The 22,978-nt window shown below is 71.7% G+C and carries 27 protein-coding genes; 11 read left to right on the top strand and 16 right to left on the bottom strand.

The features are described from left to right. Positions 1-62 precede the first annotated feature (62 nt). The 5 genes from DEJ12_RS06030 to DEJ12_RS06010 form a co-directional block, all read right to left on the bottom strand. Positions 63-356, bottom strand: coding sequence for a Dabb family protein (locus tag DEJ12_RS06030; RefSeq protein ID WP_111029371.1), 294 nt, complete (start codon positions 354-356; stop codon positions 63-65). Next, positions 353-607, bottom strand: coding sequence for a glutaredoxin family protein (locus tag DEJ12_RS06025; protein WP_071247435.1), 255 nt, complete (start codon positions 605-607; stop codon positions 353-355). The genes DEJ12_RS06030 and DEJ12_RS06025 overlap by 4 nt, the downstream gene beginning before the upstream one ends. Positions 608-694: 87 nt before the next feature. Then, on the bottom strand, positions 695-793 hold the full coding sequence (locus tag DEJ12_RS06020) for a 30S ribosomal protein bS22 (protein WP_003792170.1): 99 nt from the start codon (positions 791-793) through the stop codon (positions 695-697). Positions 794-902: 109 nt separating this feature from the next. Then, entirely contained in the window at positions 903-1,097 is a 195-nt protein-coding gene (locus DEJ12_RS06015; protein ID WP_017888579.1) for a helix-turn-helix domain-containing protein, read from the bottom strand. A 157-nt stretch (positions 1,098-1,254) separates the two neighbouring features. Then, the gene (locus DEJ12_RS06010) at positions 1,255-1,770 is read right to left on the bottom strand and encodes a helix-turn-helix transcriptional regulator (RefSeq protein WP_051596885.1); all 516 of its coding nucleotides are present in this window, start codon (positions 1,768-1,770) and stop codon (positions 1,255-1,257) included. A 74-nt stretch (positions 1,771-1,844) separates the two neighbouring features. On the opposite strand from DEJ12_RS06010, the gene DEJ12_RS06005 reads away from it, so the two are divergent. Together DEJ12_RS06005 and DEJ12_RS06000 are read left to right on the top strand one after the other, a co-directional pair. Further along, positions 1,845-3,278 carry a TrkH family potassium uptake protein gene (locus DEJ12_RS06005; protein WP_071406293.1) on the top strand — a complete coding sequence of 478 codons (1,434 nt, stop codon included), beginning with the start codon at positions 1,845-1,847 and terminating at the stop codon, positions 3,276-3,278. After that, positions 3,271-3,966, top strand: coding sequence for a TrkA family potassium uptake protein (locus tag DEJ12_RS06000; RefSeq protein ID WP_217499818.1), 696 nt, complete (start codon positions 3,271-3,273; stop codon positions 3,964-3,966). Before DEJ12_RS06005 ends, DEJ12_RS06000 begins: the two co-directional genes overlap by 8 nt. A 69-nt stretch (positions 3,967-4,035) precedes the next feature. Here DEJ12_RS06000 and proC read toward each other — a convergent pair whose 3' ends face one another. Then, positions 4,036-4,866 carry a pyrroline-5-carboxylate reductase gene (gene proC / locus DEJ12_RS05995; protein ID WP_111029370.1) on the bottom strand — a complete coding sequence of 277 codons (831 nt, stop codon included), beginning with the start codon at positions 4,864-4,866 and terminating at the stop codon, positions 4,036-4,038. Positions 4,867-4,930: 64 nt separating this feature from the next. Between proC and DEJ12_RS05990 the strand changes: the two genes are divergently transcribed. Next, positions 4,931-5,887, top strand: a complete 957-nt coding sequence (locus tag DEJ12_RS05990; protein ID WP_111029369.1) for a cation diffusion facilitator family transporter — start codon at positions 4,931-4,933, stop codon at positions 5,885-5,887. On the opposite strand, the gene DEJ12_RS05985 is transcribed toward DEJ12_RS05990, so the two are convergent. Continuing rightward, positions 5,868-6,302 carry a nucleoside deaminase gene (locus DEJ12_RS05985; protein WP_071247896.1) on the bottom strand — a complete coding sequence of 145 codons (435 nt, stop codon included), beginning with the start codon at positions 6,300-6,302 and terminating at the stop codon, positions 5,868-5,870. The genes DEJ12_RS05990 and DEJ12_RS05985 overlap by 20 nt on opposite strands. 76 nt (positions 6,303-6,378) lie before the next feature. On the opposite strand from DEJ12_RS05985, the gene upp reads away from it, so the two are divergent. From upp to DEJ12_RS05960, 5 genes are all read left to right on the top strand, one after another. After that, positions 6,379-7,014 carry a uracil phosphoribosyltransferase gene (gene upp / locus DEJ12_RS05980; protein WP_071406290.1) on the top strand — a complete coding sequence of 212 codons (636 nt, stop codon included), beginning with the start codon at positions 6,379-6,381 and terminating at the stop codon, positions 7,012-7,014. 666 nt (positions 7,015-7,680) lie between these two features. Next, positions 7,681-8,448 carry a winged helix-turn-helix domain-containing protein gene (locus DEJ12_RS05975; RefSeq protein WP_111029368.1) on the top strand — a complete coding sequence of 256 codons (768 nt, stop codon included), beginning with the start codon at positions 7,681-7,683 and terminating at the stop codon, positions 8,446-8,448. 258 nt (positions 8,449-8,706) lie between these two features. Next, positions 8,707-9,219 (top strand): MarR family winged helix-turn-helix transcriptional regulator, encoded by a 513-nt coding sequence (locus DEJ12_RS05970; RefSeq protein ID WP_181433080.1) that lies wholly within the window; start codon positions 8,707-8,709, stop codon positions 9,217-9,219. Further along, entirely contained in the window at positions 9,216-10,565 is a 1,350-nt protein-coding gene (locus DEJ12_RS05965) for a deoxyribodipyrimidine photo-lyase (RefSeq protein WP_111029366.1), read from the top strand. Before DEJ12_RS05970 ends, DEJ12_RS05965 begins: the two co-directional genes overlap by 4 nt. Continuing rightward, entirely contained in the window at positions 10,562-12,034 is a 1,473-nt protein-coding gene (locus tag DEJ12_RS05960) for a serine hydrolase (protein ID WP_181433081.1), read from the top strand. Before DEJ12_RS05965 ends, DEJ12_RS05960 begins: the two co-directional genes overlap by 4 nt. A gap of 46 nt (positions 12,035-12,080) precedes the next feature. Here DEJ12_RS05960 and DEJ12_RS05955 read toward each other — a convergent pair whose 3' ends face one another. After that, on the bottom strand, positions 12,081-13,052 hold the full coding sequence (locus tag DEJ12_RS05955; RefSeq protein ID WP_111029364.1) for a carbohydrate kinase family protein: 972 nt from the start codon (positions 13,050-13,052) through the stop codon (positions 12,081-12,083). 158 nt (positions 13,053-13,210) lie between these two features. Between DEJ12_RS05955 and DEJ12_RS05950 the strand changes: the two genes are divergently transcribed. Continuing rightward, positions 13,211-13,792 (top strand): TetR/AcrR family transcriptional regulator, encoded by a 582-nt coding sequence (locus tag DEJ12_RS05950; protein ID WP_071406286.1) that lies wholly within the window; start codon positions 13,211-13,213, stop codon positions 13,790-13,792. Positions 13,793-13,958: 166 nt separating this feature from the next. Here the strand turns inward: DEJ12_RS05950 and DEJ12_RS05945 are convergent, their stop codons facing one another. The 5 genes from DEJ12_RS05945 to DEJ12_RS05925 all read right to left on the bottom strand — a co-directional run bounded on the left by DEJ12_RS05945 (position 13,959) and on the right by DEJ12_RS05925 (position 20,107). After that, positions 13,959-14,573 carry a superoxide dismutase gene (locus tag DEJ12_RS05945; RefSeq protein WP_027466323.1) on the bottom strand — a complete coding sequence of 205 codons (615 nt, stop codon included), beginning with the start codon at positions 14,571-14,573 and terminating at the stop codon, positions 13,959-13,961. Positions 14,574-14,617: 44 nt separating this feature from the next. Next, entirely contained in the window at positions 14,618-15,127 is a 510-nt protein-coding gene (locus tag DEJ12_RS05940) for a flavin reductase family protein (RefSeq protein WP_027466322.1), read from the bottom strand. Between the two features lie 220 nt (positions 15,128-15,347). Next, on the bottom strand, positions 15,348-16,871 hold the full coding sequence (locus DEJ12_RS05935; protein WP_111022220.1) for an MFS transporter: 1,524 nt from the start codon (positions 16,869-16,871) through the stop codon (positions 15,348-15,350). 213 nt (positions 16,872-17,084) lie between these two features. After that, complete coding sequence (locus DEJ12_RS05930; protein ID WP_111029363.1) at positions 17,085-18,092, bottom strand: LacI family DNA-binding transcriptional regulator; 1,008 nt, start codon at positions 18,090-18,092, stop codon at positions 17,085-17,087. After that, positions 18,071-20,107: an aldo/keto reductase gene (locus DEJ12_RS05925; protein WP_111029362.1), complete on the bottom strand. Its 2,037-nt coding sequence runs from the start codon at positions 20,105-20,107 to the stop codon at positions 18,071-18,073. Before DEJ12_RS05925 ends, DEJ12_RS05930 begins: the two co-directional genes overlap by 22 nt. 155 nt (positions 20,108-20,262) lie before the next feature. Between DEJ12_RS05925 and DEJ12_RS05920 the strand changes: the two genes are divergently transcribed. Both DEJ12_RS05920 and DEJ12_RS17960 read left to right on the top strand, forming a co-directional pair. Further along, on the top strand, positions 20,263-20,811 hold the full coding sequence (locus DEJ12_RS05920) for a TetR/AcrR family transcriptional regulator (protein WP_071406283.1): 549 nt from the start codon (positions 20,263-20,265) through the stop codon (positions 20,809-20,811). A 66-nt stretch (positions 20,812-20,877) separates the two neighbouring features. Then, positions 20,878-21,048, top strand: coding sequence for a hypothetical protein (locus tag DEJ12_RS17960; RefSeq protein ID WP_017888559.1), 171 nt, complete (start codon positions 20,878-20,880; stop codon positions 21,046-21,048). A gap of 101 nt (positions 21,049-21,149) precedes the next feature. On the opposite strand, the gene ribH is transcribed toward DEJ12_RS17960, so the two are convergent. The 3 genes from ribH to DEJ12_RS05905 are packed head-to-tail and all read right to left on the bottom strand — an operon-like array spanning position 21,150 to position 22,968. Further along, positions 21,150-21,629: a 6,7-dimethyl-8-ribityllumazine synthase gene (gene ribH / locus DEJ12_RS05915; protein WP_071406282.1), complete on the bottom strand. Its 480-nt coding sequence runs from the start codon at positions 21,627-21,629 to the stop codon at positions 21,150-21,152. Further along, on the bottom strand, positions 21,626-22,315 hold the full coding sequence (gene ribB, locus DEJ12_RS05910) for a 3,4-dihydroxy-2-butanone-4-phosphate synthase (protein ID WP_111029361.1): 690 nt from the start codon (positions 22,313-22,315) through the stop codon (positions 21,626-21,628). The genes ribH and ribB overlap by 4 nt, the downstream gene beginning before the upstream one ends. Beyond that, entirely contained in the window at positions 22,315-22,968 is a 654-nt protein-coding gene (locus DEJ12_RS05905; RefSeq protein WP_071247477.1) for a riboflavin synthase, read from the bottom strand. Before DEJ12_RS05905 ends, ribB begins: the two co-directional genes overlap by 1 nt. Between the last annotated feature and the right edge of the window lie 10 nt (positions 22,969-22,978).

Here is a 22,978-nt window from a genome sequence, read left to right as displayed (position 1 = left end):
TCACTGGACGCACGCAGCGCACGCAGCGCACGCAGCGCCGGGGGCGGGACGGGAGGCCCGGCTCAGCTCTGCCAGTCGATGGCGGCCCGCGCCGTGACCAGTTCGCGGATCTCCGCTGCCGCGGCCTGGTGCTCCGGGTGCACCTGGTACGCGTCGAGTCCGGCGAGGTCGTCGAAGCTGGCGACCACGGCGACGTCGTGGTTCTTGTCCGGGTAGGCGACGTTCTCGACGACCTCGAGCGACCGGATCGACTCGACGGTGCCGACCAGACCGGTCAGGAGTTCGCGGATGCGGGCGATCGACGCGGCGCGGTCGAGGTCGGTCCGCAGGGACCAGGAGACGACGTGGGAGATCATGCGCGGGCCTCGGCCTTCTCGAGCGCACGTGCGAGCCGGTCGGCGTCGACGTGCCAGTTGCTGTGGACGCGCCCGTCGATCAGCACGACGGGGATGTCCTCCGCGTACTCCTGGCGGAGGGCGTCGTCGTCGAGGATCGAGCGTTCCTGCAGGGTCACCCCCGGGTGGTCGGCGACGACGCGTTCGACCACGGGTCGGGCGTCGTCGCAGAGGTGGCATCCGGGCTTCGTCAGGAACGTCACTGCGGGCATGGTCCCAGCGTAGTCCGGGAACGCGAAAGCCCCGGCGAACCGGGGCTTCTCGTGCAGGTCCTCCGACCTGCGCAGACCTGTGAGGGTCTACTTCTTGTTGCGTCGCTGGTGACGCGTCTTGCGAAGGAGCTTGCGGTGCTTCTTCTTCGCCATGCGCTTACGACGCTTCTTGATGACAGAACCCATGTGGACCTCGCTCGGACTGATGCTGATGTACGGACACCGGGCCGAAGAGACCGCGGAAAATCAACCTGCCCGAGTCTACCGGCTGCCCGCTGGGATGTCGAACGCGCGCTCAGCCGACGTCCGCCACGCCACCGCGCAGCACGTCGGCGACGGCTGACTCGGGGACGCGGAAGGAACGGCCGAAGCGGATGGCGGGGAGCTCACCGGCGTGCACCATCCGGTACACGGTCATCTTCGAGACGCGCATCATCTCGGCGACCTCAGCGACGGTGAGGAAGCGCACGTCGTCGAAACTGCCGGTCATGGTCCGCCTTCGGGGCTCGCACGCGCGCTGCGCACGGGAGTGGTGTGACCTGTGTGGTCAGTGGCAACTGTAGAGGCGTGTGCGACCCGGTGTCCAGGATCAGTCCGCGCCGCGTGCACCGGCGCCGCCCCGTCCTCGGAAGCCCGAGCGGCAGGGCTCAGTCCTCGTCGCCCCGGCGGGTGAAGCGCTTGCGGCTGCGGTCGACGACGCGCTCCCAGCCCTGCTGCGCGCCGGAGATCGCCGCGGTCGCCCGGTACGACGCCTCGGCCATCACACGACCGAGCTCGGTGCCCACCTCGACGGTCGCCTTGCCGGCCGTGCCGTTCCGGCGGATCGACACCGGCTGGCCGTCCGGCGTCCACGCAGTGGTGGCCGGGGTGCCGTCGGCGTCGACCGCGCCCGTGAACGGCAGGACCCAGTCCTCCAGGTGCACGAGCGGCTCCGGGTCGAGCCGGTAGTAGCGGTGCTGCCCCTCTTCGCGACTGGTGACGAGCCCGATGTCGCGCAGGACGCGCAGGTGCTTCGACACCGTGGGCTGGCTGACCCCGAGGCGTTCGACGAGCTGGCCGACGCTGAGCTCGCCGCCGGTGACGTCCGATCCGTAGGCGGACAACAGCGTGCCGAGCAGCTCGCGCCGGGTCGGGTCCGCCACGACGGAGAAGATGTCGGCCATGGGGCAAGGCTAGCCGGGGCACCACGGATGTACCATGACGAACCGTCCCGGCCCATGTCCTCGGAGGCATACGCATGCTCGACCGAACCGAGCCGATCCCGCACCACGTGAGCGTCGGCCGACGGCGAGCGAGCCGGATCGCGACGGTGCTGCGCTCGTCGCCGTCCCGACTGGCGATCGTGGTGTTCATCGCGCTGATCTTCCTGTTCACGGTGCTCTTCATGACGCCGTGGGCCACCGCGGACCGCAGCAGCACCCACTTCGCGGACGCCCTGTTCACCGCGGCGTCGGTGGTCTGCGTCACCGGGTTGTCCACGGTCGACATGGCGACGCACTGGTCGGTGTTCGGCAAGGTCCTGGTGGTCATCGGCACCCAGATCGGCGCCGTCGGTGTCCTGACCTTCGCGTCGATCCTCGGCCTGTTCGTCACCCGCAAGCTCGGCCTGCGCGCCAAGCTCATGGCGGCCGGCGACTCGAACCCGCTCCGCACCCACCACGGCGCCGTGCCCGAGGGCCAGGCCGTCCGGCTCGGCGAGGTCGGCACCCTGCTCGCGACGGTGGCGGTGAGCACGCTGTCGATCGAGATCGTCCTCGGCCTGCTGCTCCTGCCGTCGGTGCTCATCGCCGGCATCCCGTTCTGGACAGCGGTCGGCGACTCCTTCTACTACGCGGCGATGGCCTTCACGAACACCGGGTTCTCGCCGAACGCCGATGGCCTGGACCCGTTCGCCCACGACTACTGGTTCCTGACGCTGCTGATGATCGGTGTCGTGGCGGGGTCCATCGGGTTCCCGGTGATCCGTGCCCTGACGAAGCAGCTGCGCACCCCGCGGCGCTGGCCGATCCACGTCAAGCTCACCCTGGCGACGAGCGCGATCCTGCTCCTCGGCGGTGCGGTCGTCTACACCGCACTCGAGGCGTCGAACCCGACGACCTTCGGCGAGGAAGGAGCCGGGCGCACCGCGTTCCAGGCGCTCTTCCTGTCGACGATGACCCGCTCGGGAGGCTTCTCGCTCGTCGACTTCGACCAGCTCAACGGCTCGAGCCTGCTCGTCACGGACATGCTCATGTTCATCGGTGGCGGATCCGCCTCGACGGCCGGCGGCATCAAGGTGACGACCCTCGCGGTGCTGTTCCTGGCCGCGGTCGCCGAGGCCCGCGGTCGCCAGAGCATGGAGGCCTTCGGTCGCCGGATCCCGAGCGACGTCCTGCGGGTCGCGGTGGCCATCGTGCTCTGGGGAGCGACGATCGTGGCCGTCGCGACCGTGGTGCTCCTGCAGATCACCGACGACTCGCTCGACCGGGTGCTGTTCGAGGTGATCTCGGCGTTCTCGACCAGTGGACTGTCCTCCGGCGTGTCCGCGGACCTGCCGGAACCGGGCAAGTACGTGCTCGCCGCCACCATGTTCCTCGGCCGGGTCGGTACAGTGACCATCGCCGCTGCCCTGGCCGCCAGCCAGAGCCGGCAACTGTTCCGCCGTCCCGAGGAGAGGCCGATCGTTGGCTGACCGCACCCGTTCGTCGCACCAGCACGGTGCCATCAGTCACGACGCCCCCGTCCTGGTCATCGGGCTCGGGCGCTTCGGGGCCGCCACCGCCGGCCAGCTCGAGCGCCAGGACCGCGAGGTGCTCGTCGTCGACACCGACGCCGGACTGGTGCAGAAGTGGTCCGACCGGGTCACCCACGCGGTGCAGGCGGACGCGACCGACATCGACGCGCTCCGGCAGATCGGCGCGCAGGACTTCGCCATCGCCGTCGTCGGCACGGGCAGCGACCTGGAGTCGAGCGTCCTGATCACGGCGAACCTGGTCGACCTCGGCGTCCCGCAGATCTGGGCGAAGGCGATCAGCCGCTCGCACGGCACGATCCTGTCCCGCATCGGCGCGAACCACGTCGTCTACCCCGAGCGCGAGGCCGGCGAGCGCACGGCACACCTGGTCTCCGGCCGGATGCTCGACTTCATCGAGTTCGACGACGACTTCGCCGTGGTCAAGATGTTCCCGCCGCGCGCGGTCCGCGGCAAGGACCTCGCCACCACCGTGATCCGCACCCGCTTCGGCCTGACCGTGCTCGGCATCAAGCCGCCCGGCAGCCCGTTCGTGCCGGCGACGCCGGACAGCGTCATCGGTGAGGACGACGTCATCATCGTCTCGGGTTCCGAGACCGACCTGGAGCGCTTCGCCGCGTACGAGTAACGACCAGCGGACGGACAGGAGGCCCGTGGCGGCGTCGCCACGGGCCTCCCGTCCGCACAGCGGTTGCGTCTACGACGCGGCGATCTCCTCGGCACGCGCGATCGCGGCACGCGACGCGCGCAGCAGCGTGTCCGCCAGGTCGGCGTCCTGCAGCACCGCGACGGCCCGCTCCGTCGTGCCCTTCGGGCTCGTCACCGCGCGGCGCAGGTCGGCGGGCTCACGGCCCGACCGCTCGAGCAGCTCGACCGCGCCGCGGACGGTGCCCTGCACCATCGTCGCCGCCTGCTCGTGGGTGAACCCGAGCTCCTCGGCGGCACGCTGCCACTGCTCGATCAGCAGGAAGACGTAGGCGGGACCGGAACCGGACACGGCGGACAGCGCGTCGAGCTGCGACTCCGGCACCTCGATGACCTCGCCCGAGGCGGTGAACACCGACGACGCCAGTGCGACGGCCTGGGCGTCGGCCGAGGTGCCCGCGCTGATGCCGGTGACGCCGTGGCCGACGCCGATCGGGGTGTTCGGCAGGGCACGGACGACGCGGACGCCGGCGGGCACCCGTGTCTCCATGCTCGCGGTGGTGGTGCCGACGGCGACGCTGACCAGGACGGCGCCGGGCTCCAGGTCGTCGGCGACCTCGTCGAGCAGGTCCGCGATCATGTACGGCTTCACGCCGACGACGACGAGGGCCGCGCCACGGACGGCCGACCGGTTGGCGTCGGGGTCGGTGTCACTCGCGGTCGCGTCGAGACCGCGCTCCCGGTGGGCAGCAGCGGACGCCTCGGACTTCGTGGTGAGGGTCACGGTGGCCGGGTCGAGTCCCGCGGCGAGCAGGCCGTCGAGGACCGCGCCGGACATGGAGCCGACGCCGAGCAGGGCGGTGCGGGGCAGGTCGATCGTCATGCTCCCGACCCTACCGACGCCACCCGCCTAGGATCGTGTCGCAGACCACGAGAAGGGGACAGCTGTGAGCGCTTCCGGAGGCACGAAGGCGATCTTCGCCGCACTCGGTGCCAACATCGGCATCGCGATCGTGAAGTTCATCGCGGCGGCGATCAGCGGATCGGCGTCGATGCTGGCCGAGGGCGTGCACTCCCTGGCCGACTCCGCGAACCAGCTCCTCCTGCTGCTCGGTGGCCGCAAGGCCCGGCGAGCGGCGGACCAGGAGCACCCGTTCGGCTACGGGCGTGAACGCTACGTCTACGCGTTCGTCGTCTCCATCATCCTGTTCTCGGTCGGCGGTGTGTTCTCGCTCTACGAGGGCATCGAGAAGCTCGCCCACCCGCACCCGCTCGAGAACTGGTGGCTCCCCCTCGTGGTGCTCGTCATCGCCATCGGGCTCGAGGGCTTCTCGCTCCGCACCGCCCTGAACGAGGCCCGACCGCAGAAGGGCTCGCAGAGCTGGGTGCAGTTCGTCCGCCGTGCGAAGGCCCCGGAGCTGCCCGTCGTGATGCTCGAGGACACCGCGGCCCTGCTCGGCCTGGTCTTCGCCCTGTTCGGCGTCGGCCTGACGGCGATCACCGGCAACGGGGTGTTCGACGCGATCGGCACCATGCTCATCGCGGCGCTGCTCATCGCGGTCGCCGTGGTGCTCGGCATCGAGACGAAGAGCCTGCTCGTCGGCGAGGGCGCGACCGCCGCCGACGTCGAGCGCATCAAGCAGGCGGTGCTCGACGGCCCCGAGGTCGACGCGATCATCCACCTGAAGACCCTGTACCTCGGACCGGACGAGCTGATGGTCGGCGTGAAGGTCGCCGTCGACGGGGACCGCCGGCTCGGTGACGTCGCCGCCGGCATCGACACCGTCGAGCAGCGGGTCCGGAGCGCCGTGCCGATCGCCCGGGTGATCTACGTCGAACCGGACGTGCTGCGCACCGGGCCGCAGCCGCCGACCGAGGCGATCGTCATCCTCGCCGCGGACTGAAGAAGTCGTCGAGCAACTCGGCACACGCCTGCTCGAGCACGCCGCCGATGACCTCGGAGCGGTGCGGCAGCCGGCGGTCCCTGGCGATGTCGTAGACGCTGCCGCTGGCGCCCGCCTTCGGGTCCCACGCGCCGAACACGACCCGTGGCACCCGCGCGGCCATGACGGCGCCGGCGCACATCGGGCAGGGCTCGAGCGTCACCACGAGCGTGTGCTCCTCGAGGTGCCAGTCCCCCGTCACCGCCGCTGCAGCACGCAGCGCGAGGACCTCGGCGTGGGCCGTCGGGTCCTGTCGTGCCTCGCGCTCGTTCCGGCCGGTGGCGACCACGACGCCGTCGCGGTCGAGCACCACGGCGCCGACCGGGACGTCGTCGGTCTCCAGGCACCGTCGAGCCTCGTCGAGCGCGCGCTCCATCGCCGGGACGAACGGGCGGGCTGCGGGCTCCTCCACGGGACCTCCTGACGGTCGACGGCACGCTAGGCTCGACCCTATGCGAGTCCACGTCGCCGACCACCCGCTCATCACCCACAAGCTCTCGGTGCTCCGCGACCGTACGACGCCCTCCCCCACGTTCCGCGCCCTGACCGAGGAGCTCGTCACGCTCCTCGCGTACGAGGCCACGCGGGGCGTCCGGGTCACGGCGACGCCGATCGACACGCCGGTGGCGCACACCATGGGCGTCGCGATCGCCAAGCCGCGGCCGCTCGTCGTCCCGATCCTCCGCGCCGGGCTCGGCATGCTCGAGGGCATGGTCAAGCTCGTCCCGACGGCCGAGGTGGGCTTCCTCGGCATGGCCCGCAACGAGGAGACGCTCGAGCCGCAGACCTACGCCGAGCGCCTGCCCGACGACCTGTCCGGGCGGCAGTGCTTCGTGCTCGACCCGATGCTCGCAACCGGTGGCACCCTCGCCGCCGCGATCGACTTCCTGTTCGCCCGCGGTGCGCAGGAGATCACGTGCGTGTGCATCCTCGGCGCCCCCGAGGGGCTCGCCATGGTCGAGCAGGCCGTCGGCGACCGCAACGTCTCGATCGTCCTCGGTGCGCTCGACGAGAAGCTCGACGAGAACGGGTACATCGTCCCGGGCCTCGGCGACGCCGGCGACCGGCTCTACGGCCTGGCCGAGTAGCGCAGACCCGATACGTCACGGACAGGAGGCGCGGTGCCAGCTGGCACCGCGCCTCCTGTCCGTCGTGGCGCGGTCGCGCTCACCGCACCCGCCGGTTCCGGGCGCACCAGGTCGTTCCGGGCGTACCAGGTCGGTTCGGGCGTACCCGGTCGGTTCTTTCCACCCGGTACGCCCGATTCCACTTTCCATCGCGGGCGCAATGGGAAAGAACGGGCGTGGCGCTCGACGTCCGTGCGGTCGCGCCCAGCGCACCGTCCGCGCGGACGGTTGACACCGCGTTGGTATACCGCAGATACTCGTCACATGACTGCAACCGTGTCCACCCGCGTCCTCTCCGAGGCGTGCTCCTCCGCAGGGGCAGTGGGGACCGTCGGCGTGATGATGCCGACCATGCCGGTCATGCGTTGTCGAATGTGTGCCTGATCGGCACCCGTTCCAGCCGGATCCCCCGCGACACCACCCCCGTCGCGAGCGCGTGATCCCCGGGTGACGGACACCGTCGGCGACGCGCACCACGTCACGAGGTCTGTCTCCCGTTCCCCCGGGTCGGCCCCGGTCCGCAGCAGGACCGCAGGGCACATCGGCGTACCGCCGTACCCGGGATGACGCATTCGACACCGGCCGCCGCGCCACCCGCGCACCGGCCACACCGCCCGGAGAACCACCATGTCGCTCACCATCGCCCAGCCCCGCACCGCGCTCCGCTCCGCACCGGCCCCGACCGACCTCGGCACCGTCACCCCGATCCGTCCGCGCCCGGCCTCCCCGGCGGCGACCGGACCGGCCACCGTGCCGACGAGCCCCGTGGTCGCACCGCAGCGGAACCGTGCACTCCCCGAGGGCACCGAGGCCCGCGGCTTCGCCCTGTACGTCGGCATCGACGAAGCGAAGGCCGCCGCCGCGGGCACGACCCTGGCCGCGGTGGTCGAGCAGCTCAAGGCCCTCACGGCGCAGCTCGTCCCGTCGTCCGAGACGTACGCGGCCGTCGCCGTCGCCGCCGAGCACTCCGGTGGCCGGGACGTCGACGTCGTCCGCCTCGCCCTGCAGGACCGCTCCGCGGTGGCCGCCCGCAAGCAGGCCGAGAAGCCCGAGCCCGAGGAGACCGGCGTCGTCATCGACATCTCCCGGAAGCGCGTGACCCTCGACGGCGAAGCGGCACCACTGACCTACAAGGAGTTCGAGCTCCTGCAGTTCCTGGTCCTCCGCGAGGGCCAGACCGTCGACCGGTCCGCGATCATCGACGGCCTCTGGTCGGACGGCGAGGACGAGACCCCGAACGAGCGCACAATCGACGTGCACGTGCGTCGGCTCCGCTCCAAGCTCGGCGCGTTCGAGGAGATCGTCCGCACCGTGCGCGGCGTCGGCTACCGCTTCGACCGGCACGCGGACGTCGCCGTGCGGTACGCGTCGACCCCGTCGCCCGACCTCTTCTGAGCCTGATCGGCTGCTCTTGGTGAACTCGCAGCGAACCGGCCCCGGAGAGGCTGGCGCGCCGTTACCGCTTCGTTATACAGTCGGTGGTGCAGACGGTGTTTGCTGTGGCACCGCCTGTGGAATGTGATTGCAGGAAACTCTTGGTGCAAGGGAGAGGGCCGGTTGCCGACAGGCGGCCGGCCCTCGTGCATGTCGCCCGGCTCCTGTCGGACCCCGTCGGTAGTGTGGTCAGACCGTACGACCGGAGGGAACGCGAACGTGAGCGAGACACGCCGCAGTGAGAAGGCGACCGCCGTCGCCGCCTGGGAAGCGCTCTTCCGCGCCCAGGTCGCCGTGATGCGGAGTCTCAACGCGGACTTCCCCGGCGACGAGATCTCGTTCAACGAGTACGACGTCTGCTTCAACCTGTCGACCCAGCCCGGCCGCCGCTGCCGCATGCGCGACCTCACCGGGCACCTGCTCCTCACCCAGCCGAGCGTCAGCCGCCTGGTCGACCGACTGCTCGCCCGCGGCATCGTCGAGAAGCAGCCGGACCCCACCGACGCCCGCGGCGTGATCGTGGCACTGACCCCGCACGGCTTCGACGTCTACCGCCAGGTCGCCGTGCAGCACGCGGCGAGCATCGCGCAGCAGGTCGGCGCCGGGCTGTCCGACCCCGAACTCCGCACCCTCACCGAGCTCTGCACGAAGCTCCGGCTGGCGGTCGGCACGGCACCGGGTCGGCGATCGACGACCCGCCCGGTGGCCGCTGCGGATGCGGCGACGGTGTGACCGGCGCGATCGTCTGGCTCCGTGACGACCTGCGGCTGTCGGACAACCCGGCACTCCGTGCGGCGATCGACCACGGCGGCGACGTCACGGTGGTGGTCGTCCTCGACGAGCAGTCCCCCGGGCTCCGTCCGATCGGTGCCGCGAGCCGCTGGTGGCTGCACCACTCCCTGACCGCCCTCGATGCCGACCTGCGCGAGCGGGGTTCCCGGCTGGTCCTCCGGCGCGGTGCCGCGGCGACGGCGATCGACCAGCTCGTCGCCGACACCGGAGCCGACGCCGTGTACTGGAACCGTCGGTACGGCGCCGTCGAGCGTGACGTCGACGCCGGCATCAAGGCGGCCCTGAACGACCGTGGCGTCGAGGCGCACAGCTTCGCCGCGAACCTGCTCTGGGAACCGTGGACCGTGCTCACCGGGCAGGGCGAGCCGTACAAGGTCTTCACCCCGTTCTGGAACGCCGTCCAGGCGCTGCCCGAACCGCGCCACCCCCTGCCCGACCCCGACGACCTGCCCGCTCCGGCCGACGTCACGGGTGATGCGCTGGCCGACTGGGCACTGCTGCCGACGAAGCCCGACTGGGCCGGCGGCCTCCGTGACGCCTGGACCCCGGGCGAGCACGGCGCGCAGCAGCAGCTCGAGCACTTCGTCGAGCACGCGCTCGAGGACTACGACCAGCGCGACGAGCCCGCGATGGAGGCCACGAGCAGCCTGTCGCCGTTCCTGCGGTGGGGCGAGATCAGCCCGTACCAGGTGTGGCACCGCCTGCACGAGCGGCTCGAGCCCGCGCAGCGCCAGAACGCCGCCGCGTTCCTCCGGCAGCTGGCGTGGCGCGAGTTCAACTGGAACGAGTACTTCCACTGCGACGACATCGCCACCGTCAACGTCCGTCGGAACTTCGACGCGTTCCCGTGGCGTGATCCGGAAGCGGCCGAGCTCGACCGCTGGCGGCAGGGCCTGACCGGCTTCGACCTGGTCGACGCGGGCATGCGCGAGCTGTGGCACAGCGGCGCCATGCACAACCGGGTGCGGCTGGCCGCCGGCAGCTTCCTCGTGAAGAACCTGCTCGTCGACTGGCGCGTCGGGGAGCAGTGGTTCTGGGACACCCTGGTCGACGCCGACCCCGCCAACAACGCGGCGAACTGGCAGTGGGTCGCGGGCTCCGGCTTCGACGCCGCCCCGTACTTCCGCGTCTTCAACCCCGATCGGCAACTCGAGCGCTTCGACCCGCACCGCGAGTACGTCCACCGCTGGGTCCCCGCCGGCGAGCTGCGGCCCGAGCCGATGGTCGACCTGAAGGCGTCGCGGCAGCGGGCGCTCGACGCCTACGAACGGATGCGGCGCTCGTGACCGGGTCGCACCCCGCGATCGCTGCGGTCGTCGACCAGGTCGACGAGCTGTTCCGTGCTCGCGTCGAACAGGGCATCGCGCCGAGCGGCGTGTGGGGCGTGTTCGACCGCTCCGGCCTCGTCGCGTCCGGCGGGCACGGTGACCGCGGTGACGGCCGGAGCCCGGACGCCGACACCGTGTACCGCATCGCCTCCTGCACCAAGAGCGTCACCGCCGCGACCCTGCTGACCCTCGTCGCCCGGGGTGCACTCGACCTCGACGCGCCGATCACCGACTTCGTGCCGGCCTTCGGCGCCGTCACCCTGCCGACCCCGGACTCCCCGGTCCCCACGGTGCGGATGCTGCTGACGATGTCGGCCGGGTTCCCCACCGACGACCCCTGGGCCGACCGGCAGGAGTCGATCTCGGACGCCGAGCTCGACGAGGTCCTGCGCGGCGGCCTGCTGTTCGACTCGCTGCCCGGCACATGCTTCGCCTACTCGAACCTCGGCTACGCGCTGCTCGGCCGGGTCGTCGCCGCCGTGACGGGGCAGCCCTTCACCGCTGCCGCCAGTGAGATCGTGCTCCGTCCCCTCGGCCTCACCGACACGGTGTTCAGCGCCGCCGAGTCGACCGGCTTCGTGGTCACCGGTGTCCGCGGACACGAGGGCGACTGGGAACCCCTGCCGATGACCGGCCCCGGCGCCTTCTCGTCGATCGGCGGGCTCTTCTCGACCGTGCGTGACCTGGCGCGCTGGGCGACACACCTCGGTTCGGCGTTCTCCGCCGCACCGGAACCCGGCCCGGTCTCCCCCGCTGACCGCCGGCTCATGCAGCAGGCGATGCGGGTCGTCCCGTCGTCCGTCGTCCCGGGTTCGGCCCGCGCGACGGCGTACGGCTTCGGGCTGTTCGTCGAGCAGGACGACCGCTTCGGCGAGCTCGTCTCGCACTCCGGCGGCTACCCGGGCTTCTCCGCGCACATGCGGTGGTCCGTGCGCGACGGCCTCGGGGTCGTCGCGTTCGAGAACGCCACGCAGGCGAAGGTCTCCGCGGCCGCGCAGCAGGCGCACGACCTCGTGCTCGACGCGGCGCTGACGGTCCACACATTCGACGCGCCGGAAGCCGACGCCGACGTGACCGGACCGAGCACCGGGGTGGTGGCGACCACCCGCGCGACGCGAGCCGCCCAGGCCGCCGTGACGCGCCTCCTGGCCGACTGGCGCGACGACCTGGCGGACGCGATCTGCACGCCCAACGTGGCGATGGACGTGCCGTACGACCGACGGCGCCGGGCGGTGGCGCAGGCCGTCGCGGACGTCGGTGCCGATCTCGGTGCCGCACCGGTGTCCGAGTACTCGGCGGCGCCGTCGCACCTGCGCTGGTGGCTCCCCGGCACCTGCGGGCGGCTGCGCGTCGAGATCCGGCTCGCGCCCGCCGCCGCGGGGCGCGTCCAGACCCTGAACGTCGTCGCTGAACCGTCGGAGCGCTGATCTGACGGCGCGCTGACCCGACGGCACCACGCGGGTACCCGTCAGCTCAGACCGGCGGTCGACCGCCCACGAAGCCGAGCGCCCGCGCGGCGACCCGGGTGCCCTCGCGGGCTGCCGCACCGACGCGGACCGGATCCGTCGCCCACGCACGGACGAACCCCGCGACGAAGGCGTCCCCGGCGCCGATGGTGTCGACGACGGTCGCCGGTGTCGCTGGGACCCGGTGGACGCTGCGGCCCCGGCGCCCGATGAGCGCGCCGTCGGACCCGGCCGTGACGACGACCAGCGGGACGTGCTCGGTCAGCCGCCGCACCGCGGCGTCGAGGTCGTCTCCCCCGGCGAGGGCGAGCGCCTCGTGCTGGTCGGGGAAGAGCACGTCGACGCCCCGCAGGGCCTCGAGGAACCGGTCGGCACCGATCGTCTCGATCACCGCCACCGACGAGGGGTCCACCGCCACGCGCGCCGGGCCCGTCCGGGCGCACGCCACGAGGTCGGCGAGCCGGTCGGCACCGCCGCCGAGCATGGCCGCGCCGGTCAGGTGCACGATGTCGGCGCGGGCGACCACCGACGGCGGGACGTCGGCGGCGCTGATCTTCCCACTCGCGGCGGGGTCGGACATCGCGGTGCGACCGTGGTCGTTGCGGACCGAGACGACGACCCCGGTGGACGTCATCGCGTCGTAGCGCAGGTGGGCGCGGACCCCGGCGTCCTCGAGCGCGCGCTCGTGGCGGTACACGTCGTCGACTCCGACCCGGGCGACGACGTCGACCTCGGCCCCGAGCCAGCCGAGCCACGTGGCCGTGTTGCCACCGGCACCGGTCGGCCGGTGGCGGATCTCCGCAGCGGGGTCGTGCACCCCGATCCGGTGCGCGGTGGTGTGCACGAGGACGCCGTCCAGGACGTCGCCGACGACCAGGAAGCGTTTTCCGGCGCCGCGACGACGGCCCGCGACCACCCGTCCGGCGCGGGTCCCGTCGGGCCGTGACGGCGGCAGAGCGCCCTCGTACGGCATGGACATCCGCAACAGTCTACCCGGAGCCGAGTTTTTCTCCGTTTCTATCGGTGAAAACGGAGGTTTCGCGGAGAGATCGCACACAACGACCAATGGTGTCACTGATATACCGGCTGCTAGTATGTGGGCGGTCGCGCGACCACCGCCCCGACGACGGAGATGCCATGCCCAGGAAGCCCGACCCCACCCGCAAACCCGCGATCCTCGAGAAGGTCGTCGACCACTTCGTCGAGACCAAGATCGAGGACGTCACGGTCCGGGGCCTCGGCCGCGTGCTCGGGACGAGCGCCTACCCGGTCGTCTACCACTTCGGCTCCCGCGACGCCCTGATCGACTCCGTCGTCGAGCACCTCGCGACCTCGCACCGAGCGCCCGCGCTCGACCCCGCGGCCGACACGGACGCCCTCGCCGACCACCTGGTCGCGACCTTCGGCGGGCTCGACGACCCGCACCGTGCGCTGGCCGCACGGCTCACCTTCGAACTCGGGTCGGTCGAGTCCCTCGACGGGCGTGACCGGCAGCGCCGCGCGCACCGCTGCCAGGTCGCCGCCGTCCGGGCCTGGTGCCGAGCACACGGCGCCGACCCCGTCCTCGCCGAACGCGCGGCCCAGCACACGGTCATGGCCGCCCGCGGAGCCCAGTGGGGCGCGCTCGTCGACGGCGCGCACACCGACGCCGACGCTGCACTGCGTCGCATCGCCCACGACCTGGCAGCCAGCACGGCCGCCGCAGACCGCGTGCGCTGAGCGCACGCACCCACGCGATCGCGGACCGCTCGCGTACCCGGCGACGGGACACGGCGACGGCGCACGGCCCGGAACGTGACCCGGACCACGAACGGGAGGCACGGTGCCAGCTGGCACCGTGCCTCCCGTTCGTCAGGTGGTCACCGTGGTGACCCGCCGACGCGGATCAGAGCGTGACGAACCGCTGCGACTTCGCGTTCTCGAAACGAGCGGCGACGTTCTCCCAGTCGACGATGTTCCAGACGGCCTTGACGTAGTCCGCCTTGACGTTCAGGTAGTCGAGGTAGAAGGCGTGCTCCCACATGTCGAGCATGAAGATCGGGACGAGGCCGAACGGGATGTTGCCCTGCTGGTCGAAGAGCTGGAACGTGGTGAGCTTCTGGCCCACGGTGTCCCAGGCCAGCACGGACCAGCCGGAGCCCTGGATGCCGTTCGCGACGGCGGCGAACTGTGCCTGGAACTTCTCGAACGAACCGAAGAACTCGTCGATCGCCGCGGCGAGCTCGCCCTCGGGGACCTTCGTGTCCGGGCCGAGGTTGGTCCAGAAGATCGAGTGGTTCACGTGACCACCGAGGTGGAACGCGAGGTCCTTCTCGAGCTTGTTGATCGCGCCGAAGTTGCCGGACTCACGGGCCTCACCGAGCTGCTGCAGCGCGGTGTTGGCACCGGTCACGTAGGCCTGGTGGTGCTTGTCGTGGTGCAGCTGCATGATCTTGCCGCTGATGTGCGGCTCGAGCGCGGCGTAGTCGTACGGCAGTTCCGGCAGGGTGTACTCAGCCATGTGAGGTCCTTTCGATCAGTGGGTTGTGGACGCGGCTCCGCGGCTCACGAGAGCCGGGAACGATCGGTGAGGGAGTGGAATTCCCGGTTGTGGTAGACCAGCGGCTCGCCGCGGTCGGCACCGACGATGATGTCGAGCACCTCGGCCACGACGACGGTCGAGCTGCCGATGGGCGTCGTCGACAGCGGTCGGCAGCGGAGCGCACTCGCCGCACTCGGCAGGTAGCGGTCGCCGGACGGCAGGGTGCCCCAGATCGGGTCGTCGGCGGCCGGGCTGCCGGTCGAGGCGAAGCGCTTCGCCAGTGCGACCCCGAGGGAGTCGACCAGGTGCACGACGAACAGCGGCGCACCGAGCACGACCCCGGCCGAGCCGGAGTTCGTCGAGAGCGAGAAAACGAGGACGGGCGGGTCGACGGCGACGCTCGCGACGCTCGAGGCGGTGAGGCCGGTTGGTCCGTCGGGGCCTTCGGCCGTGATGACGGCGACGCCGGCAGGGTGCCCGCGGAAGGCGGACTTGTACGCGTCGGCGATGGTTGCCGGTGCTTCGTCGGGCATGGTGATCGTGGTCGTTCCTTCGGGAGGGGCTGCCGTCACTCGGCGGCTGCCACCCAACGTATGACCTGAACCCTGGTTGAGGTCAACGATTCACAGGTTCGGGCGTGGGCGGGCGCGCCGTGGCGGGCACTTCGTGAGCAGGAATGGTCGGGTCACGCACGGCGACCCGATCATTCCTGCTCACGAAGCGCAGCGACGCTCGCGGCGCAGCGCAGCGAGCTCAGCGGCGCTTGAGCATGACGAGCGCACCCGCGGCCGCCACCACCATGAGCACCGCGGCGACACCCGCCGTGATCGTCACGCCGGAGTCGAAGGCCGCCCGCGCCGACTCGAGCAGCACCTGCCCGGCGCTGCCGCCGAGCTGCCCCGCCGCGGCGACCGCGCCGCCGAGGGTCTCCTGCGCCGCGACGTGCGCCGCCGAGGACAACCCGTCGGGCACCACGACGTGCGCCCGGTAGGTCGTGGCCAGGATCGTGCCGAGGACCGCGGTGCCGAGCACGGCACCGATCTCGTACGCCGTCTCGGACATCGCCGACGCCGCACCCGCCTTGTCCGCCGGTGCCGTCGAGATGATGAGGTCGTTCGTCACCGTCTCGGACGCCCCGATCCCGATGCCGAGCAGCACGAACGCGAACGCCAGGGCGGCGATGGAGGCGTGGTGTCCGAGGACCGCGACCAGGGCGTACGCCGCCGCCGAGAACAGCAGCGCGACCGACACGACCCAGCGCGGGGCGACACGCGCCACGATCGGCACGACCGCGAGCCCGGCGACGATGGTCAGGACCGACCCCGGGATGAGCACAATGCCGGACGCGAACGGGTCGAGCCCCGCCACGAGCTGCAGGTGCTGGGCGATGAAGAACAGGAACCCGGTGAGCGAGAACATCGCCGCCAGGTTCATCAGCACGCTGCCGGTGAAGGCCGTGCTGCGGAACAGGCGCAGGTCGAGCATCGGCGTGCGGGACCGCAGCTGCCGACGGACGAACGCGATGCCGCAGACGACTCCGACCGCGAGCATGGCGATCGCGAGGCCGCGCTCCTCGGGGTGCACGACCGACTTGATGGCCCAGGCGATCGGTGCGAGCGCGCCGAGGGACAGGAACATGCTCGGCAGGTCGACCGGCCCGGGCATCGGGTCGCGGGACTCCGGCACGCAGAACGGCACGCCGACGAGCATGAGCACGAGGATCGGCACCGCGACCAGGAACACGCTGCCCCAGTGGAAGTGCGCGAGCAGCGCGCCGCCGACGAGCGGGCCGAGCGCGTTGCCGGCCGCGAACATCGTCGACCAGACGGCGAGCGCCATCCGCCGCTCCCCCGCGTCCACGAACACGTTGCGGATGATCGAGAGCGTGGCGGGCATGAGCATCGCGCCGAACACGCCCATCGCGATCCGGGCCGCGACGAGCATCCACGCGTCGGTCGCGAACGCCGCGGCCACCGAGAACAGCGCGAAGCCGGTCGCGCCGATCACCAGGATCCGCCGACGGCCGATGCGGTCACCGATGCTGCCCATCACGACGAGTAGACCGGCGAGCACCAGCGGGTACGCGTCCACGATCCAGAGCTGCGTGGTCGCGTCCGGGTTCAGCGCGCGGCTGATCGACGGCAGCGCGAAGCTCAGGATGGTGTTGTCGACCGAGATGAGCAGGACCGGCAGCATGAGCACGGCGAGCGCGAGGAACCGTCGGGCGCGGCTGCCGGTGACGCGGGTGGCGACGGGGCTGGTGAGCAGTGCGGACACGGCGGACTCCTGGGACTTCGAGCCGGACCAGGTCGACGGCGGGTGGTACGTGGGGCAGACGAGACGGGACGCGGGATGGACACGCGCCCCGTCAGGACTCCGTTAGTGTACCGTCCGGACGGTTTTGGTTGCAAATGCAACTGACGACGGCCGGGAGGCCCGTGCCGGTCCCGCCACGGGCCTTGCGTCGGTCCACTGGTCGCGTCGTCGGGCCTACGCCGATTCGCGGAGCAGCAACCGGTGTCGCACCGTGCGCTCGACGGCCGCGCCCGAGCGCGGCAGCTCGCCCGCGAGCATGCCGAGCGCCAGGTCGAGGGCCTGGCCGGCGACCTCGTCGAGGTCGACGGCCAGCGTGGTGAGCGTCGGCGCGACGAGCGTCCCGAGCGGCAGGCCGTCGACGCCGACCACGCGGACGTCAGCGGGGACGTCGACGCCGGCACGACGACAGGCCGACAGCACGCCGAGCGCCAGCACGTCGTTGAACGCCAGGACCGCATCGACCCGGCGGTGCTCGGCGAGGATCCGTTCGGTCCGTTCGGCACCGGCCTCTGCGGTGGGCGCGGACGCGACGACGAGGTCGGGCAGGTACCCGCGACGCCGGAGTGCCGCGACCATGTGCTCCCCGCGCTGACTCGGCGCGCCGTCGGCGGCGGCGTCGAGCACGACGGGGTGCTTCACCCCGACGTCGACGAGGTGGTCGGCGAGGTCCTCGATCGCGGCGGTCGGGTCGATCCGGACCGCGGCGCGGGTCACCGGCCCCGAGGGGTCGAGCTCGACGACCGGGACCGAGCCGAGCCGTTCGATCCACTCCGGCGCACGGGACCCGAGGTAGCCGATCACGACGTCGGTCTGGGCACCGAGGGACTCCACCATCCGGTCCGAGTCGCTCGCGAGCCCGACGTCGGCGAGCATGACGTTCCACCCGCGGGCGGCGGCCAGGCCGAGCACCGCGGAGGCGAGTGCCGGTGCGTAGGGGTTCCGCAGGTCGTTGACGACGAGCCCGAGCTGGTGGTCGCCACCCGTGACGAGCCCGCGGCCGAACCGTGACGGACGGTAGTCGAGCGCAGCCGCGGCCTGGAGCACGCGGTCCTTGGTCGCCGCGCTGATGCCGGACATGCCGTTCATCGCGCGGGTGACGGTCTGCCGGGACACCCCGGCGGCCGCGGCGACGTCGATGATCGTCGCGCGGCCGCCCGGGGTCAGGCGCGGAGGTCCAGCCATGCCACCTGTTCCGGGGAGAGGTCGACGGAGAGGCCGGTCATGGACGACCGGGCCTCCGCGATCGTACGGGGTCCGAAGAGCGGGAACGTCGGGAACGGCTGGTTGAGCACGTACGCCAGGGCGATCGCCGTCGCGGGGACGCCGAACTGCGTGCCGAGTTCCCGCGCACGCCGGAGCCGCTCGAAGTTGTCGTCCGAGTAGTAGCAGCGGACGAGTTCGGCGTCGCTGGTGTCCTCGGGCGTCGCGCGGCCGGTGAAGAAGCCGCGGGCCTGCGACGACCACGGCAGCAGCGGGACCTGGCGTTCCTCGAGCCAGGCCTTCGATGCCGCATCGGTCGCGTGTTCGCAGCCGTCCCACGGCACGTCGTACGCCTCGGCGAGACCGAAGTGGTTGCTGAGCACCTCGAACCCGTGCTTGCCGTTGGCCCGTGCGTAGGCATTCGCCTCGTCGAACCGTGCCGGGGTCCAGTTCGAGCCGCCGTAGACGCGGATGCGGCCGGCCCGGCGGTGTTCGTCGAGCACGTCGACGAACTCCCCCACCGGGATGTCGGGGTTGTCGCGGTGCATCATGTAGATGTCCGCGTAGTCGGTGCCCTGGCGCTCGAGGCTCTCGAGCAGCTGCCGGGTGATCGACTCCGGGTCACAGTGCGGGGTGTGGGCCCCCTTCGTGATGACGACCACGTCCTCGCGGATCCCCCGGTTCTGGATCCACCTGCCGAGCCGGCCCTCGAGGACACCGCCGCCGTAGATGTAGCCGGTGTCGAAGACGTTGCCGCCCTGCTCGACGAACAGGTCGAAGATCGCGCTGGCGTGTGCCAGGTCGGGCTGGTTGTCGACGCCCATCACCAGGCGGGACATCCGCTTGCCGACGCCCGGCACCTCGCCGTAACGCATCGGGTTGCCGTCCTGCACGGTGAGCGGTCGGCCGGACACCGTCGGGATGTCGGCGGTCTCGGCCTCGAAGGGGTAGCGCAGGCCGATCGCCGCGCGCCACCTGTCGAGCGTGCGGGTGGTGGCGAGGGTCTCGTCGATGGTCATCTGCGCCGCCTCGACCGCACCGGCACGCAGGGCGTCGGTGGTGGCGTCGGCTTCTCGGGCGTAGGGGTGCTCACCCGCGAACGACAGCGAGCGAGGGGGTTCGTCGACGGTGTGGATCTCGATGGTGGGATCGTCGCCCAGGGTCCACGGGTCGGTGAGCACGATGCGACCGCGCGAGCCGGACACCGACACGGCGTTGTCGTCCTGCACGAAGACGCCGGTCCGGACCGTCGCCGTGATCCCGCCCCGGTAGGTGAGCTGCGCGACCGTCCACTCGTCGACCCCGGTCGGCCCGAGCGTGCCCGTGGCGGTGAGGTCCACCGGTTCGGCGACGGCAACCCCGGTGGCGGCCTGCACGATCGCCGCGGCCATCGTCACCGGGTACCCGCCGACGTCGAGGATCCCGCCGCCGGCGGTGTCGACGTCGAACAGGCGACCGGTGCGCTCGCCCGTCCGGAACGCGAACGAGGCGTCGACGTGGGTCACGTCGCCGATCGCGCCGTCGCGGATCAGGTCGAGCAGTGCCGCGGTCTGCGGGTGGAAGCGGTACATGAACGCCTCGACGAGCGGCAGGCCGGCCTGGCGCGCGGCGTCGGTGAGTGCCATCGCGGTGCCGTGGTTCACGGCGAGGGGCTTCTCGCACAGGACGGCCTTGCCGGCCTCGAGTGCGGCGAGCACGAGCCGGGCGTGACCGGTGTGCACGGTCGACACGTAGACGGCGTCCACCCGCGGGTCGGCGAGGACCTCGTCGTAGGTCCCGGCGGTCACGTCCGTGAACCCGTACCCGGCGGCCTCGTCGGCGAAGACCTGCGCCCGCTCGGCGGACGAACTGCCGGCCGCGACCAGGACGCCCCCGCTGGCGGGCAGCTGCGAGAGGAAGCGTCGGGCGATGCCGCCGGGGCCGAGGACAGCCCACCCGGGGCGGTCGGTGGTGGTCGAGGTCGGGGTGGTGGCGGTGTTCGCCGTCTGCGCTGACATGCGGGTCCTTGTCGTCTCGTGAACCTTCACGGTCGGTTCGACGCTAGCGGGCGCCAGAGCGATCGGCAATGGTCCTGCGGCTATTCGTGAGCGTTCACGGCGACCACGGGTCAGCTGGCGTCCGCGCCCCCCGGAACTGCTCCTAGACTCTCGGCATGGCCAGTGCCCGCGACCGTGTCCTCGACAGCTTCGTCGCCATCGTGTGCGAGGAAGGCGAGCGTCCCGCCACGCTCGACGCCGTCGCCGCGCGCGCCGGCGTCTCGAAGGGCGGGCTGCTCTACCACTTCGGCTCCAAGGCCGCCCTGGTCGAGGGGCTCTGCGAACGCCTGTCCGACCTGTCCGCGATCGACGTCGAGCGCATGCAGGACGCCGAGGACGGTGCCGCGCGCTACTTCGTCCGCAACTGCCTGTTCGTCGGCAGCGAGCTGGACCTCGCCCTGCTCGCCGCGAGCCGCCTGCAGCAGGCCGGTTACGAAGAGGCCGGACGCACCCTCGACGACACCGAGAACGCCTGGCTCGCCACCCTCGTCGACGCCCTCGGCGACGAGCCGACCGCGCAGGCCGTCAAGCTCCTCGGCGACGGGCTGTACCACCAGGCCTCACTCGGTGCCGCGAGCGAGGTGCGACCGAAGCGGGGCAGCGTCGACATGGAGACCCTGCTCACCGTCGTCGACCGTCTGATCGCGACGCGACCCGGAGCGTGAACCGGCACACCCCCGGCTGGGGATAGACTGGGGAACGATCCACTCGTCGACACCCGGAGGTATCCCGTGGGCCGCGTCATCGCCGCTGTTTTCTCGATCCTGCTGCTGCTGGTGTCGATGTACCTGTTCGGGTTCGCCTTCCAGGTCGAGTCGGGCCAGGCCTTCGTCTTCATGGCCGGCGTGCTCCTGATGAGCCTCTCCTTCTTCCTGCCGATCCACGTGTTCGGCAAGCGCTAGCCAGCAAGCACCGCCGCTGACCAGCAAGCACTGATCAGCACACACAGAACGGCCCCGCACCTCACCGGTGCGGGGCCGTTCTGTGTGGCGTGTCCGGCGCCTCAGACCGGGAGGCGCAGGGACCGCAGCGTCACCGCGGTGCTGATCGCCGCGTGTGCGGCCTCGGCGCCCTTGTCCTCCTTGGAGTCGGGCAGCCCGGCGCGGTCGAGTCCCTGCTGCTCGTCGTCCAGCGTGAGCACGCCGAACCCGACGGGCTTGCCGGTGTCGATCGCGACCTGCGTCAGGCCGCTCGTCGCAGCACCCGAGACGTACTCGAAGTGCGGGGTGCCGCCGCGGATGATGACGCCGAGCGCGACCGCCGCGTCGAAACCGGCCTCGAGCGCGGTCTTCGCGACCACGGGCAGCTCGAAGCTGCCGGGGACGGGGATGACCTCGGCCGTCGCCCCGAGCCGCTCGACCTCGCGCTGTGCGCCGGCCAGCAGGCCCGCGGCGATGGTGTCGTGCCACTGTCCGGCGATGACGGCCACCCGGATCCCGGTGCCGTCGACCTGATCGCGGTCCGCCGCGCCTGCTCCGCTCATCGTGTCGTTCCTTCCGTGGGCGCTGCGGTCGCTGCCGCCGCCCGGTCTGCCGCGTCCAGCCACTCGGCGAGCGCGGCGATGGTGATGACGGGCACGCCCTCGCGTGCCCCGAGTCCGACGAGCGCCGGCAGCCGCATCATGCTGCCGTCCTCGTCGACGATCTCGCAGATCGCCGCAGCGGGCCGGAGTCCGGCTGCTGTGACGAGCTCGATCGCTGCTTCGGTGTGCCCGGCGCGCTCCCGGACCCCGCCCGGTCGTGCGCGCAGGGGCACCACGTGTCCGGGTCGGTGCAGGTCGTCGCGCACCGAGGTCGGGTCGGCGAGGACCCGCAGCGTCCGGGCGCGGTCGTGGGCGCTGATGCCGGTGGTCACGCCGACGGCGGCGTCGACGGTGACCGTGTAGGCCGTGCCGCGGACGTCCTCGTTGTGCGCCACCATCGGCGGCAGGTCGAGGGCGTCGGCGATCTCGGTGCTGAGCGGCGCGCAGATGAACCCGGACGAGTGCGCGACGGTCCACGCGATCCACTCCGGCGAGGCGAGCTCGGCGGACAGGATGACGTCACCCTCGTTCTCACGGTCCTCGTCGTCGACGACGATCACCGGGCGCCCGGCGGCGATCGACGCGATCGCGGCCTCGATGCTCGACAACCCGAGTGCCTGCGGGACGGCACCGGCCTCGGCGACCATCACCGGGCCTCCGATCCGACGGTCTCGAGCGACTGCGCCGCGGCGTCGAGCCGCAGCATGCGGCGGACGTGCCGTGCCAGGACGTCGGTCTCGACGTTCACCCGGTCACCCGGCACGCGGAGCCCGAGCGTCGTCGCCTCGAGCGTCTCGGGGATCAGGCTCACCTCGAACCAGGCCGCGTCGGGCGCGGTGTCCTCGGGTGAGACCGCGCTGACCGTGAGCGAGACGCCGTCGAGTGCGATCGAGCCCTTGTCGACCACGAGCGGGCTGAGTGCGGGCGCGAGCGAGAACCGCACGCGTCGCCAGCCGTCACCGTCGGCCGTCTCGAGCACCGTGGCGGTGCCGTCGATGTGGCCCTGCACGATGTGCCCGCCCAGGCGGTCACCCACCGAGGCGGCGCGCTCGAGGTTCAGGCGGTCCCCCACCCGGAGTGCACCGTGGGCGCTCATGTCGAGGGTCTGCTTCATGACGAAGGCGGTGAAGGTCTCGGGGGTCTGCTCGACGACGGTCAGGCAGACACCACTCGTCGCGATCGAGTCGCCGTGCCGGGCGTCCTGCACGACAACGGGGCCGTGGACGGTGAGCGCGACGGAGTCGCCCTGCTGCTCGACGGCGGTGACGGTGCCGAGTTCCTCGATGATGCCGGTGAACACTGGTGTCCTC

The organism is Curtobacterium sp. MCLR17_059 (genome assembly GCF_003234665.1).
GTDB classification, from domain to species: Bacteria; Actinomycetota; Actinomycetes; order Actinomycetales; family Microbacteriaceae; genus Curtobacterium; species Curtobacterium flaccumfaciens.
Note: the sequence above shows the minus strand (reverse complement) of the source record. Positions and strands in the feature narration are given on the sequence as shown.

Excerpts from the sequence above, each read along its gene's own strand:
- DEJ12_RS06030 (WP_111029371.1), bottom strand. The coding sequence starts at position 356 with ATGATCTCCCACGTCGTCTCCTGGTCCCTGCGGACCGACCTCGACCGC.
- DEJ12_RS06025 (WP_071247435.1), bottom strand. The coding sequence starts at position 607 with ATGCCCGCAGTGACGTTCCTGACGAAGCCCGGATGCCACCTCTGCGAC.
- DEJ12_RS06020 (WP_003792170.1), bottom strand. The coding sequence starts at position 793 with ATGGGTTCTGTCATCAAGAAGCGTCGTAAGCGCATGGCGAAGAAGAAG.
- DEJ12_RS06015 (WP_017888579.1), bottom strand. The coding sequence starts at position 1,097 with ATGACCGGCAGTTTCGACGACGTGCGCTTCCTCACCGTCGCTGAGGTC.
- DEJ12_RS06010 (WP_051596885.1), bottom strand. The coding sequence starts at position 1,770 with ATGGCCGACATCTTCTCCGTCGTGGCGGACCCGACCCGGCGCGAGCTG.
- DEJ12_RS06005 (WP_071406293.1), top strand. The coding sequence starts at position 1,845 with ATGCTCGACCGAACCGAGCCGATCCCGCACCACGTGAGCGTCGGCCGA.
- proC (WP_111029370.1), bottom strand. The coding sequence starts at position 4,866 with ATGACGATCGACCTGCCCCGCACCGCCCTGCTCGGCGTCGGCTCCATG.
- DEJ12_RS05985 (WP_071247896.1), bottom strand. The coding sequence starts at position 6,302 with ATGGAGCGCGCGCTCGACGAGGCTCGACGGTGCCTGGAGACCGACGAC.
- upp (WP_071406290.1), top strand. The coding sequence starts at position 6,379 with ATGCGAGTCCACGTCGCCGACCACCCGCTCATCACCCACAAGCTCTCG.
- DEJ12_RS05975 (WP_111029368.1), top strand. The coding sequence starts at position 7,681 with ATGTCGCTCACCATCGCCCAGCCCCGCACCGCGCTCCGCTCCGCACCG.
- DEJ12_RS05955 (WP_111029364.1), bottom strand. The coding sequence starts at position 13,052 with ATGTCCATGCCGTACGAGGGCGCTCTGCCGCCGTCACGGCCCGACGGG.
- DEJ12_RS05950 (WP_071406286.1), top strand. The coding sequence starts at position 13,211 with ATGCCCAGGAAGCCCGACCCCACCCGCAAACCCGCGATCCTCGAGAAG.
- DEJ12_RS05945 (WP_027466323.1), bottom strand. The coding sequence starts at position 14,573 with ATGGCTGAGTACACCCTGCCGGAACTGCCGTACGACTACGCCGCGCTC.
- DEJ12_RS05940 (WP_027466322.1), bottom strand. The coding sequence starts at position 15,127 with ATGCCCGACGAAGCACCGGCAACCATCGCCGACGCGTACAAGTCCGCC.
- DEJ12_RS05930 (WP_111029363.1), bottom strand. The coding sequence starts at position 18,092 with ATGGCTGGACCTCCGCGCCTGACCCCGGGCGGCCGCGCGACGATCATC.
- DEJ12_RS05925 (WP_111029362.1), bottom strand. The coding sequence starts at position 20,107 with ATGTCAGCGCAGACGGCGAACACCGCCACCACCCCGACCTCGACCACC.
- DEJ12_RS05920 (WP_071406283.1), top strand. The coding sequence starts at position 20,263 with ATGGCCAGTGCCCGCGACCGTGTCCTCGACAGCTTCGTCGCCATCGTG.
- ribH (WP_071406282.1), bottom strand. The coding sequence starts at position 21,629 with ATGAGCGGAGCAGGCGCGGCGGACCGCGATCAGGTCGACGGCACCGGG.
- ribB (WP_111029361.1), bottom strand. The coding sequence starts at position 22,315 with ATGGTCGCCGAGGCCGGTGCCGTCCCGCAGGCACTCGGGTTGTCGAGC.